A 24256-nucleotide genomic window follows, 5' to 3' on the forward strand; every position below is an offset into this window, starting at 1 on the left:
CCCCCCCCCCCCCCCCCCCCCCCCCCCCCCCCCCCCCCCCCCCCCCCCCCCCCGTTTTAGATGTGTATAAGAGACAGCTGTAGGTATTCCTGATAAAAAGATTGATAGTTGCCTTGCAATTCGCCCAGATTAAGGCCTTTCGTGTCCAAATCGTTTGTTTTGATAACCTGGCCATCGGCCAGTTTTTTACTGAGCATTTTCAATTTGGCAACCAAACTCATCACGTCGTAATGGTTAGCCGTACTTTCTATAAAAGCCAGAGGCTCTTTATCCTTAACGGGCTGATTGTCTTTCACCAAAAGCTTTACCAGTTTGCCGGGCTGATGGGCAATGACTTCTTTCGGGGCATTGAGCGAATTAACCTTCAACGAGGTTTTAACGATATCTGGATAACGTATAAATGCCGATAATAGAATAATAGCCAACAAAATCAATAAAATCAGCGTAATGCCTCGCCTCAATATCCATGAGGGAACCGCGGTAATGATTTCATTAACTTCTTCGCTGTGCTGATAAATACTTTCTTCTCTTAATGGCATGTTTTTGTTAGTTTCCTAGTTCCAGTTGGTTTTTCACCAAATTATAATATTCGCCTCTTTTCTTGGTCAGCTCGGTGTGCGTACCTTGTTCGATGATCACTCCTTTGTCGAGCACCACAATATTATCCGCGTTTTTAACCGTACTTAAACGGTGCGCCACCACCACTACGGTTCTGCCTTTAAAAAAGTCTTCCAGGTTCTGCATAATTACGCTTTCATTGTTCGCATCCAACGCATTGGTGGCCTCATCAAAGAAGATATAGGCCGGATCCTTATAAACCGCCCTCGCAATCAGTATCCTTTGTTTCTGCCCCTGACTAATGCCATTGCCCTCTGCGCCTATCTTGGTATTGAGGCCTAAAGGCAGGCTCTCGATCAGGTCGCCGATATTGGCCACTTTAATGGCATGCTGCAGCTTGGCCATATCCGGATATTCGTCGGCTACGGCAATATTCTTGGCAATGCTGTCCGAAAATATAAAGCCATCTTGCATGACCGTACCACACTGTTTGCGCCAATAGCCATAACCAATTTGGTCCAGATGCGTTGCGCCTACTTTGATATCGCCTTTTTGGGGTACATAAAAGCGCAAGAGCAACTTTAGTATGGTCGTTTTGCCGCTTCCGCTCATGCCTACAATAGCGGTGGTTTTGCCTTGCGGGATAGATAAATCTATTCCCTTAAGCACAGGCTCGTTGCCGGCTCCCGGATAGGTAAAGCTCAGGTTATTAACGGCAATGCTCTGATCCATGGGCAGTTCTTTGAGAAAGCTTTTGTCAGCAGGCTCTTCATCTTCCATCTGGTGGATTTCATTCAGGCGTTCCAAACTGATTTTGGCATCCTGCAGCTGCTGGATAAAGCCCAGCAGTTGCTCTATCGGGCTGTTTACTTGCCCCACAATGTACTGGATAGCCATCATACCACCCAAAGTAAGCTGTCCGTCGATAACCGATTTGGCTACCAGGAAAGTAATTACAATATTTTTTCCTTCATTAATAAAAAACGCACCGGCCTGCTGGATCTGGCCCAGCGAAAGGCTCTTGATGCTGAATTTGAATAGGCCAGCCTGCAGGCGCTCCCATTCCCATCGTTTCTGTTGTTCGCAATTGTTCAGTTTGATTTCCTGCATCCCGCCGATCAGCTGTACAATGCTGCTCTGGTTTTTGGAAGAAATGTCGAAGCGCTTAAAGTCGAGTTCCCTCCTGCGTTTTAAAAAAGCAATTACCCAAGCCGAATACAGAATGCTGCTAGCCAGGAAAATGATAAAGATGTTGACGTTATAATAGGCGAGCACACCTGTAAACACCACCAGGTTAAACATGGAAAAGATGGTACTTAAGGTAGAACCCGTTAAAAAGCTTTCGATCCTTTTCTGGTCGTTCATCCTTTGCATGATATCGCCGGTCATCTTGGTATCGAAAAAGCTCATCGGCAGTTTCATCAGCTTGATCAGGAAATCGGTCAGGATAGAGATATTGATCCGGGTGCTGATGTGCAGCAAAATCCAGGATCGGATAAAATCGACGCTCATCCGACCTAAAAACAACATGGTTTGCGCGATGAGAATGATATAGATAAAGTTAAGGTTGCGGGTATTGATACCGATATCTACCACTGATTGGGTAAGGAAAGGCACGATAAGCTGCAACAAACTGCCTACCCCAAGACCTACAAAAAGCTGGGCAACCAACTGTTTATAGCGGTACAGGTAGCGTAACAGGAAAGAAAAATTCAATCCTTCGTTTTTATCGCCCTCCTGCTCATAAAAAGTTGGGCTTGGCGATAACATCAGGGCTATGCCTTGGCTATGTCCGTTGTTCTGCGTGCTTAGCCAGCGTTGCAGAAATTCGGCTTGGGTGTATTCGATTAATCCCTTGCCTGGATCGGCGATATAGTACTTGCCCTTTTTAATCTTATGTAAAACAACAAAGTGATTTTGGTTCCAATGCAAAATGGCGGGAAGCTCAGCTTCGGCCAACTGCTCCACGCCGAGCCGGCTGCCCATGGTTCTGAAGCCAATTTTCTCGGCAGCCTCGCTAATGCCCAAAAGGGAAACACCTTCCTTATTAATGCCGCTAATGTCTCTTAGTTTTTGCAGGCTAAAGTTCTTACCATAGTATTTGGCTACCATGCGCAAACAGGTGGGACCGCAGTCCATCTGATCGGGTTGTTTATAGAATGGGAATTTTTTCAAGATAGTTACTTGGTTCTATCGGGTAAGGCAACGAGTATTTACGAAGTGAAAAAATAAGCATTTTTTGTATGCTCCGCACACAAAAGCATTAAATATTATCAATTTCTTGATTTGATTTGGCTTAATAGCCCTGCGCTAGCGGGCCAGTTTGATGAAGATAAGCCAAGCCTTCCGGCCTTGGCTTATCCGATTAGCAAATTACACTTCTATTGGGCCGTTAGGGTTATCTATGCAACCAACCGGCCCAACAAATCCATGCGAGGCACAAAACGATACCCCATCTTGCCAAGTATTGCAGCAAACATTAGGATAGTGCGTTTCAGACCAATCTGAATTGTTTACGCAGACAACATATTTTGCGCAAGGCACACTACCGCCTCCTCCCATTACTTTTTTAAGCTCAGCTTTGCTGAGCAAATTCACTTTTTTCATGATTAAAAAATTTTAGTTTGTGAATTAGAATATGCGGGCCAGTCACGCCTAGCCTGCTTCGGCGACAGCACTTTATGCTGCTATTCGTTATGGGGCAGTGTGTTTTGAAGCAACCGCCCCTTTTAGAAACCGTCAAGCGGTTCTACTCCAAATGGGTGTTGCGCATAAAAGGCCAAGGGATTAGTGTTACCACAATCCTTCGAGTTTATTACACGGTTAGGGTACAAACGCCCATGTCGCAGAATTCTGGAGAACACCAGTTCAAACAGAAATTATAATTGTGGATCCTACAATTTCCTTCCTGATCTACAATCATAGGTCTCCAAGCCGGATCTTCGCAGTTTGCCATTTCTGGCGTAATGCCACCCAAAACATTTTTCATTTCAGCTTTGCTCAGTAAGTTCTTTCTTTTCATTGTTCGAATATTAACTTTGGTTGTAAGTTCTGTAGCCCCTCCACGCTGGGCTACTGATAGCGATGCCGGTAAACGCCAGCACTCGTTTTGGGGCAGTTTCGTTTGCAACCGGCTGCCCCACTTTGTACAAAAAGTTTAATTTCATTCTAAAATTCAGTCGCCAGACTTAAAAAAAACATTAATCGCAAATACCGACTATATGATAAATCTTAGGTCAACAGATACTTGATATCCTCCAATCGGTAAGGTTCTGGCAACTTATAACCATTGATTAAAATGGTTGGAGTATAGGCAATTTCGGCCATATCGCACCAGGCCTTCTGCTTTTCGGTTACGATATCCATTTCGCCATTAAAGCTGATCGGAAACTTCTCGGCCCAGGTTTCGTATTTTTTAGGGCTTTGGGCATACCAATCGTTCAAGGCTTTTTCTACCAATTTTGGATCATTTAAAGTGGTTAGTGCGCTTACATGCCTCGAAACCTTAGTTCTGGCATCATCGTCGTGGTTGGCAGTGGTGAAAATGATTTTGAGCTGTATATCATCGCGATAGCTCAGCCATTCGTCGATAGTTTGATGGGCTTTAGCGCAAGGGCCACAGAACGGATTACTTACCATGGTAATCACGATTTCTGCTGCTGGATTTCCGAGCACTACCGGCATCAATTCGTTCGGAACGGCATAACGCGGCTGGTTTTTCAATACTTGCTCAAACAGTTCGCTGTTGTATTTGAATTTCTTTAATTGTTCTTTAAGCGGTTTAAATTGGGCCGACCGTGCCAAAAACGGCTTAACAAAAGCCCAGGCTAGTATAGGCAATAAAAAGCTTACCGCCGTTGTTAAAACGACCTCAGGCGTAAGGATAAGCGCATAAGTTGGATGAATAAAAAAGATGACAAAAAACTCGAGCCATAACAGGGCTTGCACGCTGCAGCACAATACGCACCAATTCTTGTTTTTATACTGATAACCAATAGAATAAACTGTATAAGGCAACGAAAGCAGGTTTAGCCAGCCAATTATAGGCGCACTAGCCGGAGTAACCAGCAGCGCCAAAAAGGATCCTGCAAAGTAAAAAAAGCCTACTTCGCTCCAACTTAACCAACTGGTTACCTTGGCGGCATCAGACTTTAAAATGGCATTACAGTTATTCTTATCGCCCAAACTACACAGGTTCTGGATAAGTGGGTTATTGGCATCAATGCTGTGCATTAAAAGCAAAACACCCACAACAAGTCCTACTAGCTTGATAAACAGCACCAGGCCAATATTCAATTGTAGGGTCTGGTAATCGATACTCAGCAAAACCGCGCCGAGGGCAACCAAGAGCAAGGCCGGAACCTTGATGTTGTTAAAATTTTCTTTGAGTGCCTGTGCTTTATAATTAGGCTCTATGCTTTCTTCATTGGGTTCGGCATGCAAGACCACGCCGCTCCATTTTTTCAGGAACTCTTCTTCAGGCATGATGGCCTGCTTATGCTTTTCGTTGCTGTAGGTTACCTTCCCATTTTTAATGGCATGGATCAGCATAAAATTACCCCCATTCATGGCAGAATGCGCGATGAATGGAAATTCGAGCTCTTCTACCGAATAATCTTCTTTGGCAATTTTGTAGGCTTGGTTGGGGATATGCCATTCAGTTAAGCAATCGCTGATAGCCAAAAGGCTGGGGTATTCTGGATGGTCTTCCAGAACTTGCTGTAAACCATCGTTGGTAAACTTTACTTTGAGCTTTTTAAGGAACAAGGCGGTTACGGCCACAGCATTAGCCTGGCTTGCTGAAGAAAATAGAGTCATAGTATATTTGTATCTGGTTGTTGTCCTTATCTAAAACAATATCCTAATTTAAAGATTGAAAGCGACGTTTCATAAGCATCTATTTTCTTATGCACTCATGCACATCGAGACTTTCAATATGTTTTGTACTAAAACCCCTATAGGTATCAGCACCTAAAGCTGGTCTTAAACGATTCGACCTTAATTCACATTAAGGCATATCGCAACCATAAGCCGAGCCTGAAGGGCAGAACATGCCTGCTTCGGCCAAACTGCTGCAACAGGCATAGAAATACGAATGGCCATCGCCAGAACCTCCATTATCAATGCAGATTACATAGCCTTTGCCCCTCGCTGCACAATAGCTCGGATCGCCACCTGGGGTTTCTGGAGGTAGGCCTCCACCTAATACTTTCTTAAGTTCAGCTTTACTGAGTTGGTTCACTTTTTTCATGTTTAGTTTTTAGTTAAGTAATTCATGCATCCCGATTACGCTTGGGCTGCTTCAGCGGTGTGGGTTAAGCCGACACTCCTTGGTTGTTGTGCTTTGATTTACCGATAAATAATACCGGTTTAGGTTTCACCTAAAAATACCTGTTGTAACCCATATATTTTGTTCATATTTTTTACATTGTAGATTTCTTTTTCCGCCCCAAGCCAGTTGCTTAAAGTCTATTTTTGCATTCGAGTTGCGCATTGGCACGATAATAGTCATAGCTTACCAGCTGTATCAAGCCAAGGAAGCCCATGAAAACTGTATATTATTTTGTCTTGCTTTGCCTGTTGAGTACAACATATGCTTGCACCAAGCTCAATTCCGATCATCCACAGGCCAACATGGCCGACGAGCATGCCACCGATCTTGATTCAAAATCTATTTTGCATTATGCCGATTCTGTTGACAAGGGTCTTTCTCAGTTGGCAAAAAGCACAAGCTTGGTCTATATGCTTGGCGACCTGTCTTTTTATGTAGACAAATACAGCGACAACGGCCAACCCATCGTTTTGATTGAGCATGGCTACAACGGCCTCAGCAACAATACCAAAAAATACTATTTCAGAAACGACAGTCTGATCTTAGAAACAGTTAGAAACGAATTGAGCAGCGACAATGGCACCGTACTCAAAGACACCCGCACCTATTTGCGCAACAACACTGTTTTTAAGGTAGAAAACCGCACGGCAGCCGACGAAGCCGCCATTAAAAACCTGCCCTTCATAGACCTTACCTTAAGCGAAGCGAATACCTCAGACCACAGCTATCTAGAAAAAATAAAAACCTTAGACCAGATTTTAAGTGGAAGCGACAAATTCGATATGGTATTTGAAAACATTACTACCTTCCCCGATTCGAGATACATTATGCTCAAAAGCAAACTGCAAAACAGTTATACGGCCAGTATTTTAGTCAAGGAAAAGGATGCGCTCATTGATAGCCTTTTAAACAGTCCAATCGATTTTAAAGATCAGAAGCTGAACCTCAAATGGATTGTTCAAGACCAAGAGGCGGTTTACGTTCCGGTAGCCAGCCAAACTTCGGCCAAAGGGTTAAAAAGATAGGTATTTCCGTTATCGAGGCAAACACACCTGTAGCGTTTGCGTATGCGTTCGCCCTTTTTAAACTTGCGCCCGTCTTTCAGCACAAAAACAGTATGCAGCGGCAGTTCTTCTACCCTGGTGGTGGCCAGCGTTGTATCATATTTTTGGAGCGCTCGGGCCAAGCTCAAATCCGTACAACTGGAAGCCGCAGGATTATCAAGGTAGTTGATGATGGTGTGATGGATATCGGCCGGAAAAACCCGAAGCTCGAAAAAAGGCTTCATCATCCTTTTAAAATTGTACTTCCACTCGGCGCCATGGGGCTTTACTTTGCCCTTATGGTCGTTCCAGGTTAAAAGATGTGCAAACTCATGGACAGTAGTAACCAGAAAAGCATAGGGGTTAAGGCCATTATTGACCGAAATTTTATGCCCTTTGCCCTTAAAGGGATGCCTGTAATCGCCAAGTTTGGTACTTCTGTCTTTCGAAATTTTAAACTCGCACTGAAAATAGTCGATCCATTTGGCAATGATGGGCGCTGCCGAAACGGGCATATATTGTGCTAGAACCTCTGTTTTATCCATTCTCTACCGTTCTTCTCTGCTGGGAGATTATTTTGATGCAATTTATCAAATCCAAAGGTTAAAGACAAGAGGGATCCAGCAGGAAGGTTAAGGCTAAAGCAAAGGGCAGACACTCTTGCATGAGCAGTTCGGACCATCATTTGAGCTGTTCCTCCGTCCATTCAATCATTCACTAATTCACTAATTCACTAATTCAACCACTCTTTATTCACTCCTTACTTAAGCACCTGATAGGCAATAAGGCTGGCCACATAAGCCATGGCCGTCATGTAAACCAGTTGGATAACCGGCCATTTCCACGATTTGGTTTCGCGGTAAACAATAGCAACGGTACTCATACACTGCATGGCAAAGGCATAAAAGAGCATGAGCGACAGGCCCGTGGCAAAAGTAAAAATCGGTTCGCCGGTATCGGGGTTTACAGCACCACGCATTTTATTGCGGATGGTTGTGGTTGCTTCATCGGCACTGTCTACGCTGTAGATGGTCGACATCGTGCCCACAAAAGCCTCACGCGCGGCAAAAGAAGTAATCAGGGCAATGCCTATCTTCCAATCAAAACCCAACGGCTTGATTACGGGTTCGATGGTTTGTCCCAAAATGCCAGCATAAGAATTTTCCAGTTTCTCGGCGGCCTTATCTCTTTCCAGTTCGGCCAGTTTTACACTATCGGTAGCAGGTGTTTCAATGGCCGCATATTTTGTTTCTATAGCTTCAAATCGTTTGGCAGGCCCATAGGTAGCCATAACCCATAATACAATAGAAATGGCAATAATAACCTTACCGGCTTCAAATACAAAGGTTTTCGATTTTTCGTACATGGTATAGCACACGTTTTTCCAACGCGGCATTCTATATACCGGCAGTTCCATAATGAAATATGATTTTTCCTTGGCCTTGATGATGAACTTCATCACCAGCGCCACCAATATGGCTGCTGCAATACTAATCACGTACATAAGCATAAGTGCCAAGCCTTGTTTATTGAAAACACCCAATATCTTTTCGTTTGGAACAACCAACGAGATAAGCAATGTATAAACCGGTAAACGGGCCGAACAGCTTACCAATGGCGTAACCATGATGGTAATGATACGGTCTTTCCAGTTTTCGATGTTACGGGCACTCATGATAGAGGGTACGGCACAGGCAATGCCACCAATCATAGGTACTACCGATTTGCCGCTTAGCCCAAATTTGCGCATGATCTTATCCATCATAAAGGTTACCCTGGCCATGTAGCCAGTATCTTCCAAGATGGAAATGAGCGCAAACAGAATGGCAATCTGCGGAATAAAAATAACGATGCCTCCCAAGCCGGCCACAATACCATCCAAAAACAGGTTCGTGAGCACGCCATTGGGCAAATGCGCGTGGCCAAAATCGGTTAGCCAGGCAAAACTGCTTTCAATCAGGTCCATGGGATAGGTAGACCAAGAAAAAATAGCGTTAAAAACAAAGAAAAGAATGAGCAAGAAGATAACAAATCCCCAAACGCGGTGGGTTAATATCGAATCGAGCTTATCGGTGATCTTGAATTTTTTGGCGGCGCCGAGGTCTATTACCACATCGCTTAAAATGGTACTGAGATAACGGTACCTGGCTACGGTTTCGGCGCCTTGTATTTTCGACGATTCGAAGCCATGCGCCTGTTCTATCTGTTCTATTTCGTGCTGTTGCTGCTCGTTGAAAAAAGCCAGGTGTTCATGCTGATGCAACACCTGCAAGGCATAATAGTCGTTTTCGGTGTCGATCTTCGCCTTAATCGCTTCGATGGCTTCCGGCGCAAACTGTTTCGAGTCGATACTAGGCAACTGCGTACTGATACGCGTGGTATTGGCAATGGCTTGCTTAAGCTTATCGACACCTTCATTCTTCCTGGCCGACATGGCCACTACCTGAATGCCCAAGCGCTTAGCTAGCTTGTCAACATCGATATTGATGCCTTCCTTCTTGGCCATATCGGTCATGTTCAACACCAATAGCATAGGCAGTCCCAAATCGGCTACCTGCGAGCAAAGCAAGAGGTTACGGCGCAGGTTGGTTGCATCGGCCACCAACACCACCATGTCTGGATGGCTGGGGTTTTGCTTATCGGCCAGCACCTGAAAAACGATACTTTCGTCTTTGCTTTTAGGGTACAAGCTATAGGTACCAGGCAAATCGATGATATTGGCTGTTTGGGTTGAGTTGAGTTTGCTCTGGCCGGTCTTCTTATCTACGGTTATTCCTGGAAAGTTTCCAATCTTCTGATTTAATCCCGTTAAGAGATTAAAAAGGGTAGATTTTCCCGTATTGGGATTACCAACAAGTGCAACTTTTATATCGACCAAAATATTACTGTATTAGGATAACCGATGCTTCGCTTTTGCGTAAACAAAGTTGGTACCCCGCTACACGAATGGCCATAGGATCGCCCAGTGGTGCAAAGCGCTCTACTTCGACCACCTCTCCTGGCAAACAGCCCATCTCCATTAATTTCACAGACATTTCTAGGTCTGTAAATGCTACGATGGTTCCTCGTTCTCCTGGGTTTAACTGCGAAAGCTTCATTATATGAAATTATGGGCGCAATTTACCCTTTATTTGTATTAATTCCAAATAAGCCCCCGTCAAAATCTCATGATATTTGGCGGGGCTACGCCTGCAGGCGCTCCAAACTTTCTCAAGCGATAGGTTAAACCTAGTAAAAAGTAGCGCCTCATGCCCAGGTTCACATTTTCCGTAACATAAATCTCGTTGGCAAACCTCGATGTATTGCGGCTATTGTTAAACACATCTGATAGGGTTGCCTTTAAGCTCAATGCTTTTTTCATGAACAGCTTTTCGAAACTTACATTGGCCATATGTATGGTGTTGTTATTGGTACCCAGCGCAATGTTCGAATTATAAGAGAGGTTGCTCTGCAAGGTAAACCTCAGGTCGTAGGGCAGGGCCGCATTTAAGCTCAAGTTGTTGTAAACAGAAGTAAAACTATTATCGGGCAGGTTATTGTAATTGTAGCTTAAGTTGCGTTTGTTGTAGGTGATGCGGTTAAACAGCTGGAGGTCTGAACCAATGGCATAATTAATGCCCAAACCGGCATTATAGGAAGTGGAATTTGAACTGACCACACTATTGTTAAGGAAGGAGATATTATGGCCATAGTTGAGGCTGATGCTCGGGTTAAAGGTAAGGCCTAGGCTTTTTGCCCTGATGCTGCCGCTCAGGCGTCCACTGTAGCTGTAGCTTCCGCTGATATTATCATAAAAAGTAGTTTGTATACCTGTTTTAGGATCGAGCACCGAATTGTTCATGATTTGGTCTTCATAGCCATAATAGCTGGCGTTAAAACTAAGGCTGCTGCCTGATGTTGGATTAAACCGGTTATAGGAAAGATTTACACTGTTTTGCTTAGAAGGCTTAAGATTTGGATTTCCGGTCGTGATCTGCAAAGGATTGGAATTATCGGTAATGGGCTGCAGCTGCGAAATGTTTGGCGTGTTAACGTAACGGTTGCCATACAACGAAAAACTAGAGGTCTTAGTGATTTTATAAGAAAGGAAAAGATTAGGCTGCAAGAAACTGTAATCGTTGGTTACGTTCACCTGGTTCATCAGGTTTTTGCCTTTAAGCGCCACAAATTTCTGATCTGCACTTAGGCCCAAGGTCAACTTATCGGTAGGATTATAGTTCAGCCTCAACCCAGTGGTATGGCTTTCATTAAAATTTTCCAAGTTGCGCGAAAGGCCCGGATTGATCAAATCGTAGCGGGTACTAGCGGTATTGTAGTCGTACACCATGCGCTCCACTACATCTTCTCTTTTGCTATAGTTATAAAAGCCGCTTAGGCTAAGCTTTTTGCTCAAAGGTTCCGAATAATCGGCACCAAATCCATAACCCGTTACATCGCCTGCCTGATCAATGAGCTGATTAAGGATGGTGGTGGTTGGAACGCCATTGTTGTTGATGGTGATGTTAGAGAAATTGAGTCCGTCAACCGAAGAATCGCTTCTGTTGCCATTGGCCGACAACGAAAAGCTTCTTCCTTTTTTACTCAATCTTTTGTTATAGGCGAGTCTGCCCCCAAAACCAGGTGTCTTGTTGTTACTGGTATTGGTAGAATTGCCCTTGTTGATGTTGGCCAAGGTATTTTGCAGGTAAGAGCTGAATATGGAATTGCTTTCGGCATCTGATCCACTAAAGCCAAAGTTTGGCGTAAACTGGATTTTGGCAGTCGAGTCAAGCGCGAGGTCTAACCGCATGGTAAAGCGGTGCCTGTTGCTTGTAGTAGTGGCATCGTTGTTTTTATCATTAAAATAACTGTCTGCACCCAGCAGGTTCAACCGGCTCGACAAACTTTGGCGAATGCCATAGTTGCGGTTAAACATATAGCTAAAAGAGATTTTATTGGGAAATTTCTTGTTCTTGCCCCATTCGTCGTTGTAGTTGAGCCCAATGCCCTTGTTATCGTTAATGCCGCCTCCGCCACCTCCAAATGCATCTTCGCCATTTAAACCTATAGACATGTTTCCACTTGCATCGACCATAACCGAGCTTACCATACCCGACCCAAAGACATCGCCTCCCAAGAAATCGCTTAAATCAGCATAAGAAAAACTGGTTTTGTTGATGTTGTTGGCCAAACCGATGACCGAAAGCTGCTGTTTGCCATTAAAGCGATTGATACTGGTTGAGGCATCGTACAAACTGCCATTGCCCTTTCCGGCAACAATGTTCCCAAAATAGCCTTTCTTCTTGTCGTCTTTTAAGGTAATGTTCAGCACGTTTTCGCGCTTGCCATCGTCGATGCCTTTGAATATCGCGTCGTCGGTTTTCTTTTCGATTACCTGTATCTTATTCACGATTTCCTTGGGCAGGTTCTGCGTAGCCGTTTTGGGGTCTTTGCCAAAAAAATCCTTTCCATCTACCAATACCCGGTCAATCTTCTTGCCATTAAAGGTAATGTTGCCGTCTTTATCCACCTCCATACCCGGCATGACCTTGAGCACGTCTTCTACATTGGCATCGGCCTGGGTTTTAAAGGCATCAGCGGTAAATTCGATGGTATCTTTTTTAATGATCATCGGCAAAAGCTCGCCTTTAATGAGGACGTCGTTTAGCGTAATGGCGCTTTCTTCCATTTCTAAGGTGCCAAAATCGGCTGATGGCTTACCTAAGGTAACTTCGAAGGCTTTGATAATCGGCTTATAGCCAATCATGGCCGCATAAAACTTATACTGGCCAAAGGCGAGGGATTTAACCGAAAAGTTGCCTTCGGTTGTAGTCGCTCCCATACCAGCAACGGTAGAGTCCTTGACGTTTTTGACGGCAAAAGAAACAAAATCGACAGGCTTTTTAGTTTTGGCATCAATTATTCTGCCTTTTACGGAACCCGATTTTTGCTGTGCGAACAACAGCGTTGTGCTCAAAAAGAAAAGCAAGAAAAAGCTTAGGGAAACAGATTTAATCATTAGTTTTTAGTTTGGTTTCCCTAAACTAACTAAAAACATAGTAGTTTGCAACTATTTTTATAGTTAAAATGTGTTAAAAAAAATCGCCACCGGCAATTAAGCCGATGGCGATCTGTTGCCGAGTGGCTAGGCTTACATGCCCATGCCGCCCATTCTCATTCTTTGGCCACCGCCTGGTCCTTGCATATTCATGGTTTGACCACCTACCCTGTTTAGCGAGTAAGTAAACGAGAACATATAGTAGCGTTTCAATACGTTGAAATTAGAATCTACAATGCTATTGTTGGTAGCAGTACGCGAAATACCTGTATTTTCGTTCAACAAGTCATTTACCGCAAACTTGAAGGTACCTCTGTTTTTAAAGAACTGGCGACTGATGTAGCCGTTAATAATGGTATAGCTTGTGTTATAGGCATCGCCACGACCCGTAGTTTTGTTATAGGTAACATCGGTTTGCAAACGGATACTGCCTGGAAACAAGTAACTGATATCGATATTCGGCGCCAAAGTATAGAAATTGGTCGGGTTGCCGATGGTAAAGTTACTATGGTTCCAGCTTCCACCAATACCAGCAATCAAGTCAAGCTTATCCAAGTTAGATATCAACTTGTAGCTATTGGTAATGCCGCTGCTCTTGGTTACGTTTTCTAAAGAGTTGGTATAGTTGGTTGCTTTGCCGTAATTACCACTTAAGTTGATTTGCAAAGTTAGCTTATTCCCTTTGATGATCGGCTGGCTTAAGCTTCCAAAAACATTGGCATTGAAGTTACCGTCAACGTTTACATAGCTATTGGCAATTTTTCCGTAGTTCGGATCAGCTGTATTGGTAATCAAGCTTTGGTTGTTGGCAAAATCGTTAAAAGTTTGCGTAATGAAGGCACCGATAAACAAAGTACGGTAGCTAGCGAAATCGAAGTTGTTGAAGAAAATGTTCAACGAGTTAGAAAACGAAGGCTTCAGGCCTGGATTACCCAAAACAATGGTTTGAGTATTGGTGTTATCTGGGATTGGCTGGATCTGATCGATACTTGGCTGATTGGTACGTCCGTTATACCTGATGTTCAAGCGTTTAGTATTGCTGAAATTATACCTGAACTGTGCTTGTGGTGTAATATTGGTAAAGTTTTGTGTAAACACGTTGCCAGTAGTCTTGTTATCGTTTTCACGATTGGTACGTTGCACCGCTACACCCACATTCCAGTTGTATTTTTTCTCGTTTTGGTTCAAACTCATACCCAAAGCATTGGTCAAAGTGGTATTCTCGAACTGGTTGCTGTAGGTATTATCTTTGATGTCATAATCCTGGGTAGCCGGGTTGAAATTATAAACCAGTCTTTCCTTGTTATCGTGGCTATAGCCATTCTGATAGTTGAACTCCAAGCTAAAGGTCTTGGTTAACGGTTCGGTATATACCAATCTGGCCGTGTTACTCAGCGAACTCGAATTTTGGTCGTTGAACTGGTTGGTCAGCTTTTGTGAAACCGAGGCTCCTTGGGTAATATTCTCCGAAATATAGTTGTAGTTGCCCGCATCATTATCGTTAATGTTAGTATTCACGTTTAATGACAAGGTACGGCCCCTACGTTGGAATTTTCTACGGATCAACAAGTTGTTACTGATCACGGGCGATTCTGATCCTGTATCGTATTTCTGCAAACCAATGGTATTGCTGTTCAGCACATTCCTGTTATAATTGGTCGTACTTGTACCGCTGTTTTTGGTATAAGAAATAGATGGCTGCACCCGGATTGAGGTCATCGAATCCAATTTGGTATCTACCGTAAAGTTAAACCTGTGGTTGATACGCTCGGTAGTGCTGTTTAAATCGCTTAAATTGGTTGTTGTAGTGTTGCCCAACAAGTTTTGGGTAAAAGTATTATTGGTATTGAACAACGAAGTTTTGTTGAAGAAGTAGCTACCGTTGATCTGGGTCTGGTCATCGTAGGTATCGGCAAAGTTGATACCTGCCGCATTGGTTGTGGTAATACCGCCTGAACCACTGCCACCGCCACCACTAAACTGGATGCCACGGCCACCGCCACCAAAACCGCCACCACCAATACCGCCACCAAAGTTTTGCTTGTTGACGTTGTTAAACTGGCCAATCAAAGAAATCTGTTGGTTCTTGTTGAACTTGTTCACGTTCAAATTCACGTCGTAACGATCGTCTGAACCATAGCCCAAAGTGCTGTTGCCGAAGTAACCATGTTTTTTGTCTTGCTTGGTGGTAATGTTGATGATTTTTTCACGGTTGCCATCGTCAACGCCAGAAAATTTGGCTTGGTCAGACATATCGTCAATAATCTGGATCTTGTCAACCATATCTGCAGGTAGGTTTCTGGTGGCCAACAAAGGGTCGTTGCCCATAAAGTCTTTACCATCAACCCTTACCTTGGTAATTTTCTCGCCCTGCGCGGTAACGCTGCCATCTTTGGCAACATCTACACCCGGCACTTTTTTCAAAAGGTCTTCAACCACTGCATTTTCTTTAACCTTGATGGTTGATGCACTGATTTCCAAGGTATCTTTTTTAACGACTACCGGTGGGATTTCGCCTTTGATTTCTACGCCTTTCAAGGTTACGCCGGTATCTTCCATCGTTAATGTACCAAAGTTCATGCTAGGCTTGGCGGCAGTTAGTTCAAAATCCTGGGTAATGGTTTTAAAACCCAAATAGGCCACATATAATTTATATTTACCTGGGGCCAAGCCACCAACGGTAAAAGCACCGGTTGATGAGGTATTGGTACCACCAACCGTAGATGAATCACTTACTTTTTTGATGGCTATCGAAGCATAATCGACTGGCGATTTGTCTTTGCCATTGATTACTTTTCCGCTAACCGTTCCGCCAGACTGGGCCTGGGCAAAATAGCTTACACACAAGAAAGCAATGAGTAGTGTACTTTTAATCAAATTCTTCATTCTAATTTTTATATAATTTTGTAAAGTTATCCTATCAGACTAGCGGGAGCCTCAAAAGTTTGTTAAGAAGTGTTAAAATATGGGTAACAATTTAAATACAACTAACTTTATCGTTACAGAGCGGTTCTCTTCCTTTCAGGGAGCCGGCAACAGACAAAGGCAGTTAAACGGAATTAACGGGCTTGGTAATGCGAACGGGGCAGTTTAGGGCAATAGCAGGAAGGCTTGAACAAACCACATCCAGCCAGCAAAAAGCTTAACATTAAAATCAGCAGCAGCTTAAACCTTTTTTTCATCGCCTCTTATTTTCTTGTCGATGCCGAAGCCAGCACCATGGCTTTTATGTTTGTGTTTGGTAATAGGCAAATCTTCGTTGTGCCTGCCGTAATTGGACAAGTGCAGCAAAACGTAGCTGAATACGCCCATCAGAGCACCGATCATATCGCAAGCAAAATCCCACCACTCGGCCGATCGGTAGGTAAACACCTTCCATTGCAGCAACTCGATCCCTCCGCCCAAAACAACCGAAATCAGTATAATTTTAAATATGGTGAGCGAGCGAAAATTGTAGTTATGCTGGTACCTGATCTTTCCGTAAAAAAGCAACACGCTAAGCACAAAGAAAAAACCCAGGTGCACCAGCTTATCAAAACCTTCAAAGAAAAAGCCAGGCCCACCATCTGAGTCTGGCATTTTCATGTTGCAAAGCACTAAAATAACGATGGTCCAAATAACGGCCCAAAGTTGCGACCTTAGCACTCCATATTTTTTCATGGTTTTAGGCGCCCACTAATTCTTTGTATTGATCGGCACTTAACAGGTCTTCTACATCGGCTACGTTAGTTATGGCAACTTTTACCATCCAGCCATTTCCATAAGGGTCTGAGTTAACCAGTTCCGGACTGTCGTTCAAATCGTTGTTTACTTCTAATACCGTGGCTGTTAATGGCATAAACAAGTCAGATACTGTTTTAACAGCCTCTACCGTGCCAAAAACATCTTCTTTGCTTACTTCTGCACCTACTGTATTGATGTCGATGTAAACGATATCGCCCAATTCGCGTTGCGCAAAATCAGTAATACCGATTACCGCTTCGTTGCCCGACACCCTTACCCACTCATGGTCTTTGGTGTATTTCAGTTCTGATGGAAAGTTCATTGTTTTGTATGTGTTTTTATTTTCGTTTATTGAGTTAGTCTCCAAAGGTAATTATTAAACCGCTTTCTAACAACGGCTAATTCAGCGTAATGCGCAAACTAAATCCAAAATTGCTGAAAGAAGTGTTGAACGATTGCGAGGTATAAGGCTTGGTAATGTTCGAATCATAGAATACCTTCAGGTTAAAGCGCTGGTTGAGGATATAATCGACACTTGGCCTTAAAGTAATGTTTTTTGCGCCCGACGATACCTCGGCTTCTGTAACATCAGCCCTGTAGATAACCGTTTTATTGTCTCTTACCGAAACATCTAATTTAAAGTCCATGTTGTTGTCCATTTTCAATTGGCTAAACCAGCCAAATGGAAACCTGAACTTGTTGGTACGGTAGCCCAAACCAAATGCCAGGTTATTCTCCGACAGCTGTGCCAATTGGCTGTTTGAAAGGCTGAGGGCCAGAATGCGGGTTTTATTGATTTCAAAACTGGCCGTCAGGTTATTTTTCAGCTTGGTATCTACGCCAATAAGCGGCGCAAACTGCTCGGAAATACTTACCTGCGCAAACTGGTACAACGGCAGGAAGTTCTGGTTTACATCCCGGCTGCTTACATAGCCATCGGTTTCCTGATATTTTAGCAAGCTGTTAAAACCGTTAATGCTGTAAAGCGACCGGTAACCATGCCTGATGCCAAACTCTGAAAAGTTCTCGGCAATGAAAGGAATTTTAGTGAGGCCAGCATAGGTAATCCTCCAGTTTGGCAAAGGAATTTTAGGCAGGCTGTTGAGGCTCATCGAGCTGGCATTACGGCCTGTGTAGGCGGCAATAAATGCCGATACCACCACATCTTGCGAAGTCTTGTCGTAGCCATCGGCAAAACCTCCGGCGCTTTGGCCAGAAGAGTTCGGGTTTTCGGCACCCAAGCGACTAGAAATTACCTGCCTGTTGCTCATAAACTTATTAAACAGTTTCGATATGGTCGATCCATTTTTATCGGTAAAGGCCGTACCCAGGCTGATGATCGAAATACTGTAATCGCCGGTGGTGGTTGGACTAAAGTTTCTGAAATTCTGAATGCTGTTATCGTACCTGAAATTGGTCGAATAATTCAGTGTCCGGTTTTTGGTAGCACTCAGCGTAATTTTGAAATCTCTCAAAGGTTCGATGGTACTGGTGAGCTGAAAATCCTCGCGCAGGGTATTGATGTACAATTGGGTCTGGTTTTCGTCGGTAGTTAGCCAGCCATCGTTCAAGGCCATCAGCCTGATGTCTCTTTGGCTGCCAAAAACAAAGCCCAAGCCTGGTGCGCCAGTAGTAGCATCTATACCAAAGAACTTGGTTTTAGGCAAATAGCCAGGCAAGAATGTACCCTTGGTTTGGGTAAAGGCCACATTGATGCTCTTGATACTGGTTACCAATCCAACCAGGATATCCGAAAAGCTGGTTACCGTATCTGGCTTGTTCAGGCTTTTCTTGACAAAACCAAACTTGCGGTACAGGTTGCTCATGGTAAGGGTTGGGTTGAACTGGATGGTCCTCGAGTTCTGGATGGTATTACCCAGGTTAATGTTCGGATCCCTCAATGTAGACAAAGGCTCTGTTTGCCAGTTAAAGCTGGTTCCATATACCGTAGCCACGTTGATCCAGTCTAAACCCGGAATTTTATTGATCGGCCAATTATACCTGACATTCAGGTTGTGGCTATAGTCTGTAGTACGGCCCAGGTTTTTAAGGTTTTGCCAAAGCGTATCGCGTTTTAACCCTTCAATCCGGCCTTCGGGCTCGTCAACAATCGAATAGTTGGTGGCGTCGAAATCGAGGCTTAATGATTTGGTCAAATCCCATGCAATGCCATATACCCTCGAAATCAGGAAGTTTTTGTTAAAGGTGGTATTGATTGGGATATAATTGTTCGGGTCGTTGTTGCGCAAGGTATTTTCGGAGTAAAAACGATCGACGTCTATCCTAAAGTTGATTGAGCTTGGCAGCAGCGTAAAGTTAAAGTCCTTCAGTAGTTTGAGGGTATTCGACTTGATGATCTTATCAAAAGGCTGGTAGCTTTTAGAAGTTCCGGTATAATTGTAGCCCAAAGATGCCCTGTAAGTGTGCTGGACACTGCTCTCGTTCACAAAATCGCGATGGGCAAACTTGGTCTGCGCATACGACACGTTGAAGTTTTCGATATCCCACAAACGGACAGGCTTTTCGGTATTGGTACGCTCCTTGCGTACATTGGTAAAGTTGATGCTGCTGCGCGTGGTATAATCCTGCGCAAAGTTCAATATCGAATCCTTTTGTGCCTTCGAAGCATTTTTCAACGAATTTTTCAGCTCGATATCTGGCGTACGCGGATCGAACTGCGGAGTCATAACCTGCTTAGAGTAGCTCACGTACATCGGTATTTTGATGCCTGTTTTCTGAGGCAGGAGCTTGCCCAGTTCAATGCTCGAAGAAATATCGAAGAAAGTATTATCAGAGCGGTTGCGTTCGCTTACCTTTTTCTCTAAAGAACCAAAACCGATGGTCGATTTGCTTCCCGAAATATTGACGTCGGCAAAGTCGGCCAACTTGGCGTTCATGCGCGCCGTAGCCGCCCAGCCCCCACGCTCATCGAATTCGGTGAGGCGTAATTCGTTAAACCATACCTGCGCATCTTTGTCGAGGCCATCGTCGCCAGCCGGCACTGCCTGGTTGCGTAAAGGGTTTTTAATACCCAACATATACACCCGCACTTTGCTCATGTCTGGCTGGCCCTTTACAATAATGGTATTGGTTCCATCTATGTACACAAAGGGTACGTTAATCGGCCATGGTGCGCCACCAGCAACATTAGCGTTGTTCCTGGCTATTTTGGCTTTTTGGAAAAGCTCCAATTGGATGTCCATTTTATTGGCATCCGGCCAAATGGCATACGGATCGCTGGTACCCGGCCTTGTCACCTTTAAAGGCTGGTTGTATTCGTAATAGTTGTCTTGATTGTCTGTACCAATACGCAGGAACGCGCTTACATCGTTATCGTTCAGTGTCGAATTACCGATTGCCTCCAAGTGGACATACATTTCCAGGCGCTTGTAAGACCTAAAGTCGTTGATGGCGGTTTTAAAAGTGGCCCTGCCATAGCCGTCTCTCAATCTCTTCACGATTACCGAAAGCGACTGTTCATTTTGGCGGGTATCGCCACGGTAATTGCTAAAATCGCGTTCGCGCACAATGCCCGGTGGCACCACGTAAGGAATTGGCGTACGCTTGCCGTTTTCCTCAATGTTTACGGTGGCTACTTCGATGGTAGAATTATCCGGATTTGCCGGTTGCAGGCTTGGATCGGCAATAACCTGGTTCGCCTCGTTTTTGGCATTGTAGGTACGCCATTCGCCCCTTACCAGCTGGATCTTGCCAAACCTTAAAATGGCCGTATCGGCAAAGTTGGTCATGAACATCCTGATAAAGCGGATAGATTTAAAGTCTTGGATGCCGCCCACTTTTTGCTGGTATTGCGACAACGGAATACGGATTTGGTACCAAGTGGCACTTTGGGTTTGGCCATTAGCCAATTTAACCTGCGATACTACTTTATCGGTGACGAAGTTTTGTCCTACCACCAAATCGCCCGGGCGCATCGAAACCTTATACTGGAAATACTCGTCAGACTGGGTCATGTTATTGTCCCTGTTGATATCTTCTCCATCTGGCAACGACGTAGAGGCCGAGTTTTCGATGCCCAATTCGTCTATCGATTGCTGCGAGGTTTTAGAGTTGCCTTCGGTACCGTTGTAGTTTTGGTAACGCCTTAAAATACCGGCATTTTGCTGGTCGAGGGCACCTCCTCTAAAGTAAGAGTAGTCGTCTGACGAAGGGTCGTTCTCGAATGCCAATGCCGCATCAGGATTAAGCTGTGCCTTGATCTGGTTGATAAGCGCGGCAAACTTCGCTTTTTCGTTGGCATTAGATAAACCATCTAAACCTACGTCCTGTGCTTTTCTGGCCGCCGGGTCGTTGTCAAAAGCCTGGATTACCGGTTGCAGCTTGGCCACCCTTCCCCAGTTGGTTTCGTCGTACTTACTCGGGTCGCCATTGGCCGGCAAGCCATTTTCCAGCGATTTTCGGCCATCCTTTAAAATATCCTCAGAGATGTTTCCGACGTTAAAGTACAAATCGCCACCTTGCGAAGTTGGCTTGTACATGTATGGATCCATCACCCAAAGCTCGATGTATTCGATGTTGTTGGCCTCAAAGTCGTTGATGTCTATCCTCCGCATGATACCTCCCCAACGCGATCTTGGATTGTTGAGCGTACCATTCGGATTAAAACCATTGGTTACGTAGTTGTAAGGGCCACGCAACATGGGATAATAAGCCAAATCGAGAGTTGGCAGGTTCAGGGGCTGACCGGTGCTGATTTCTTTGAAAGGAAATACCTCCTGCTCCAGTACTTCCCTCACGTAATGGTTAGAAAGCTCGTTGCGGTTGTTTCTTAAGCTAGAAGGTATAATGCTCGAGCTACTGTTGTAAAAAGCCGGATCGATATTATAAAAAGCCAATTTTGCACGATTGTAGCCATAAGCCAGGTTATCGACCAGCTGCGATTCGGAAAATAGCTGGGGCGTACCCGAAATTTGCCATGGGACCGAACTTTTCAGGTCGATGATAGATCTCGAAGCCTCAAAATCGTCGAGATAACTCGAACCGCCTTTATCGCCCCCCGAATTGATGGCACTTGGATGCCCCGGAATGAGCTGCGCATATTCGCCGCCAAAACTGATGCTGGATGGTGCCTTGGTCGAAATCAGGGGCAATTTATCCACCATTTTGGTGAGCCAGCGCGAAGGCGAACTGTAGTTAAAGTCCAACCCGAAAATACTATTCGATATCGGCTCTTCCATATAGTTTACCTTTTGCGTAAGCGGCTTTTCGGTCAGGTTCATAAAAGTACCGCCAATGTTCAGCTTGTTGTTCACATGGTAATCTAAACGGGCGCCAAAAAGTGAGCGTTGCTGCAGGCCAAAAAGTTCGTTGTTTTCTGTGGTAATCCTGATGGGCTGACCTGAGGTGAGCAAAGCGGTATTTACGATTTTTACCCTGCCCATGTCATAATCAACCGTAAAATCGGTACCCTCCTGCAAAGGAATGGTTCCGGCAAAAACCCTAACCGAGCCTTTGGTTACGTTAATGGCATTGAGCGAAAACTCGGAAGCAATTTCCGACTGGTAAGCGCCTTTGATGATGTACAGGTTTTTATTGCTGAACAGTTGCTGCGCCACTACCTTGGTCGAATCGTATAATTGCGGATAGGTATATTTATCGGCCAGTGCCTGTTCGGCAGGCAAATCGAACTTGGTGGCCAAATCTTTGCCAAAAGGCTCGATCAAAGGAAAAATAATCCGGCCGTTCAACGGATCGATGGTAACATAGCCGTTGTTGGTATTGTTGACCAAGTTGTTCAGCCCCGACCCGGTGGGCGAATAGCTGCTTTGGGTATTTTGTGCAGGATTGGAGAAAGGTTTGTTTTCGGCTTCAAAATCGAATACGCCATCGGGCTTGCGCTCTTTTTGCTGGTTCAGCTGATCGAGATTAGTGAGCGAAATATATTGCTTCAGCGCTGTTTTTGTGCCTTCTCTAATCAATGGCATTTCTATACCGGTTTTATCGTCGATCCTGAAAATATCAAGTTTAAAATTCTGCGGACTGATCTGGTAGCCGCCGATCGAATAAATATTTTTCATCATCAAATCCCAGGTTGGCAAATTGGTTTTGATGGTTTCGTTTTTCAAGAGTTTAGAAAAAAGCACTTTTGGTGTGGCCTGGTCAAAGGCTACATCGGTAGAAAACTCACCCACTTGGTACTCTACGCCATTGTAGGTATAGCGATAGGAAACAGCCAGTACCTCGTCGGCATTGAGCGCATTATTTAACGAAATATAACCCAATTGAGGCTGGAAAGTATATTCGCGCTCGGTCAGTTTACGGGCATAGGTAAGCTTGGCAAAGTTGTCGGTAGCGCCATTAGCCTGAAAATAGCTGATTACCGAATTGGAATTGGTTTGTCTGGCATCGGCCGGAAGGTTGGCCAGCAAATTGTTGGAAGCCGTTGGGAAAGTAGGATTGGTAAAGCCCGATGGCAACACCGAACCGCCACCCGTTACTTGTGCCGTATTGTAGGGTTGGTTTTCGCCCAAATCCAAAAAGGCCAAGACATCTCTCGAATCTTGGGTATTGCCCGTTTTATTGGTAATCCAAACCTCAATTTTGGTAATCAAAATGCCAGAGAGAATGGTTGGCGGATTGGCCAAGGCCCTGTTGTAGTTGTCTCTAAAATACTTGGCCAAAAAGTAGTGCTTGTTGGCTTCGTACTCGCTGCCGCTGATCCTGAACTCGTTCTGCTGTGCGCCGTTGTTGATCTGGATTTCTTTAGATTGCGATTTTTGTTGGGTAAAAACCGCCGCTACATCCAACTTTCCGAATTGGAGCTGGGTTTTAACACCGAATAAGGCCTGCGTACCATTAATTAAAGTACTGTTAAGCGGCAAACTCACGTTACCGGCCTCTATTTTCTTGATGATGTCATCTTTGCCACCGGTATAGTCGAGCTTGATCTGATTTTCAAAATCAAACTGCGCTTCGGTGTTGTAGTTCATTTTGATCTTCATCTTGGTTCCGATATCGCCCACCACGTCCATTTGGATACGCTGGTTGAAATCGAAGTTGCTCTGTACGCGCTGGCGCTCGTTGAACAAGGGGTTTTCGTTTTTGTTGATCCGGCCCAAGAAAGTAAGCTCGGCTTCGCCCCTTGGCTGGATATCAATAGTGGTCCCGCCAAAAATCTTTTCAAAAACACGGCTGTTTACCTTAACCTGCGGAATAATTCCGGTTTTTCTCACGTCGGCAATCTCGGCATTAGACAGGATGCGCCAGTTTTCGCGCTTGATTTCGCTGTTGACCAAACGCAAGTATTGTTCAATGGTTAAGTACTGTGGCGGCGAGTACAACCTGTTCCCTATTTTTTCTGTGATAACATAGCGTTTGTTTACCGCATCGAATTCTACTTCGCGTTTGACGTTGTCGGGCAAAGGCAAAAAGGGGTTGTTGCTGGTCCGTAGGCCCAACAGCTGTTTTTCGCGTAAATTGAAGGAATTTTTGAGCGAATCAGTTCCTGATTTTGCAGGCGTAACTTGAGCAAAGGCGTTTGTTCCGGCAAAAAGAAAGAAAAGAAGAATTAAGAGTGTAAATTTATTTGTCAATCGGCGTTTG

15 protein-coding genes are annotated in these 24256 nt (G+C 44.5%); 1 reads left to right on the forward strand and 14 read right to left on the reverse strand.

The features are described from left to right. Positions 1–56 precede the first annotated feature (56 nt). The 6 genes from JHD69_RS06265 to JHD69_RS06290 form a co-directional block, all read right to left on the reverse strand. Positions 57–539, reverse strand: a complete 483-nt coding sequence (locus JHD69_RS06265; protein WP_199138426.1) for a hypothetical protein — start codon at positions 537–539, stop codon at positions 57–59. Positions 540–546: 7 nt separating this feature from the next. Beyond that, positions 547–2733 carry a peptidase domain-containing ABC transporter gene (locus JHD69_RS06270; RefSeq protein ID WP_199138427.1) on the reverse strand — a complete coding sequence of 729 codons (2187 nt, stop codon included), beginning with the start codon at positions 2731–2733 and terminating at the stop codon, positions 547–549. A 198-nt stretch (positions 2734–2931) separates the two neighbouring features. Further along, positions 2932–3165 (reverse strand): hypothetical protein, encoded by a 234-nt coding sequence (locus tag JHD69_RS06275; protein ID WP_199138428.1) that lies wholly within the window; start codon positions 3163–3165, stop codon positions 2932–2934. A 208-nt stretch (positions 3166–3373) separates the two neighbouring features. Next, a complete protein-coding gene (locus JHD69_RS06280) occupies positions 3374–3580 on the reverse strand; it encodes a hypothetical protein (protein ID WP_199138429.1) in 207 nt (68 codons plus the stop codon). 209 nt (positions 3581–3789) lie between these two features. Further along, a complete protein-coding gene (locus tag JHD69_RS06285) occupies positions 3790–5376 on the reverse strand; it encodes a cysteine peptidase family C39 domain-containing protein (RefSeq protein WP_199138431.1) in 1587 nt (528 codons plus the stop codon). Between the two features lie 190 nt (positions 5377–5566). Continuing rightward, entirely contained in the window at positions 5567–5809 is a 243-nt protein-coding gene (locus tag JHD69_RS06290) for a hypothetical protein (protein WP_199138433.1), read from the reverse strand. 293 nt (positions 5810–6102) lie between these two features. Here JHD69_RS06290 and JHD69_RS06295 point away from each other — a divergent pair, with 293 nt between their 5' ends. Beyond that, the gene (locus JHD69_RS06295) at positions 6103–6915 is read left to right on the forward strand and encodes a hypothetical protein (protein ID WP_199138435.1); all 813 of its coding nucleotides are present in this window, start codon (positions 6103–6105) and stop codon (positions 6913–6915) included. On the opposite strand, the gene JHD69_RS06300 is transcribed toward JHD69_RS06295, so the two are convergent. From JHD69_RS06300 to sprA, 8 genes are all read right to left on the reverse strand, one after another. Next, positions 6867–7478: a SprT-like domain-containing protein gene (locus tag JHD69_RS06300; RefSeq protein WP_199138437.1), complete on the reverse strand. Its 612-nt coding sequence runs from the start codon at positions 7476–7478 to the stop codon at positions 6867–6869. The two genes, JHD69_RS06295 and JHD69_RS06300, sit on opposite strands and share 49 nt — an antisense overlap. 215 nt (positions 7479–7693) lie before the next feature. Then, on the reverse strand, positions 7694–9814 hold the full coding sequence (gene feoB / locus JHD69_RS06305; RefSeq protein WP_199138522.1) for a ferrous iron transport protein B: 2121 nt from the start codon (positions 9812–9814) through the stop codon (positions 7694–7696). 1 nt (position 9815) lies between these two features. Continuing rightward, a complete protein-coding gene (locus JHD69_RS06310; RefSeq protein WP_199138440.1) occupies positions 9816–10031 on the reverse strand; it encodes a FeoA family protein in 216 nt (71 codons plus the stop codon). Between the two features lie 59 nt (positions 10032–10090). Beyond that, positions 10091–12931 carry an outer membrane beta-barrel family protein gene (locus JHD69_RS06315; RefSeq protein ID WP_199138442.1) on the reverse strand — a complete coding sequence of 947 codons (2841 nt, stop codon included), beginning with the start codon at positions 12929–12931 and terminating at the stop codon, positions 10091–10093. 132 nt (positions 12932–13063) lie between these two features. After that, positions 13064–15856 (reverse strand): outer membrane beta-barrel family protein, encoded by a 2793-nt coding sequence (locus tag JHD69_RS06320; RefSeq protein WP_199138444.1) that lies wholly within the window; start codon positions 15854–15856, stop codon positions 13064–13066. A gap of 279 nt (positions 15857–16135) precedes the next feature. Then, the gene (locus JHD69_RS06325) at positions 16136–16630 is read right to left on the reverse strand and encodes a VanZ family protein (protein WP_199138446.1); all 495 of its coding nucleotides are present in this window, start codon (positions 16628–16630) and stop codon (positions 16136–16138) included. A gap of 4 nt (positions 16631–16634) precedes the next feature. Next, a complete protein-coding gene (gcvH, locus tag JHD69_RS06330) occupies positions 16635–17015 on the reverse strand; it encodes a glycine cleavage system protein GcvH (RefSeq protein ID WP_199138448.1) in 381 nt (126 codons plus the stop codon). Positions 17016–17091: 76 nt separating this feature from the next. Continuing rightward, a complete protein-coding gene (gene sprA, locus JHD69_RS06335; protein WP_199138451.1) occupies positions 17092–24246 on the reverse strand; it encodes a T9SS outer membrane translocon Sov/SprA in 7155 nt (2384 codons plus the stop codon). Positions 24247–24256: the final 10 nt, after the last annotated feature.

Source organism: Pedobacter sp. ASV12 (assembly GCF_016429155.1).
In the GTDB taxonomy this organism is placed as follows: Bacteria; Bacteroidota; Bacteroidia; order Sphingobacteriales; family Sphingobacteriaceae; genus Pedobacter.

Coding starts and splice junctions, on each gene's coding strand:
- JHD69_RS06275 (WP_199138428.1), bottom strand. CDS start 3,165: ATGAAAAAAGTGAATTTGCTCAGCAAAGCTGAGCTTAAAAAAGTAATG.
- JHD69_RS06290 (WP_199138433.1), bottom strand. CDS start 5,809: ATGAAAAAAGTGAACCAACTCAGTAAAGCTGAACTTAAGAAAGTATTA.
- JHD69_RS06295 (WP_199138435.1), top strand. CDS start 6,103: ATGAAAACTGTATATTATTTTGTCTTGCTTTGCCTGTTGAGTACAACA.
- JHD69_RS06325 (WP_199138446.1), bottom strand. CDS start 16,630: ATGAAAAAATATGGAGTGCTAAGGTCGCAACTTTGGGCCGTTATTTGG.
- JHD69_RS06265 (WP_199138426.1), bottom strand. CDS start 539: ATGCCATTAAGAGAAGAAAGTATTTATCAGCACAGCGAAGAAGTTAAT.
- JHD69_RS06280 (WP_199138429.1), bottom strand. CDS start 3,580: ATGAAAAGAAAGAACTTACTGAGCAAAGCTGAAATGAAAAATGTTTTG.
- gcvH (WP_199138448.1), bottom strand. CDS start 17,015: ATGAACTTTCCATCAGAACTGAAATACACCAAAGACCATGAGTGGGTA.
- JHD69_RS06285 (WP_199138431.1), bottom strand. CDS start 5,376: ATGACTCTATTTTCTTCAGCAAGCCAGGCTAATGCTGTGGCCGTAACC.
- JHD69_RS06315 (WP_199138442.1), bottom strand. CDS start 12,931: ATGATTAAATCTGTTTCCCTAAGCTTTTTCTTGCTTTTCTTTTTGAGC.
- JHD69_RS06300 (WP_199138437.1), bottom strand. CDS start 7,478: ATGGATAAAACAGAGGTTCTAGCACAATATATGCCCGTTTCGGCAGCG.
- JHD69_RS06320 (WP_199138444.1), bottom strand. CDS start 15,856: ATGAAGAATTTGATTAAAAGTACACTACTCATTGCTTTCTTGTGTGTA.
- JHD69_RS06310 (WP_199138440.1), bottom strand. CDS start 10,031: ATGAAGCTTTCGCAGTTAAACCCAGGAGAACGAGGAACCATCGTAGCA.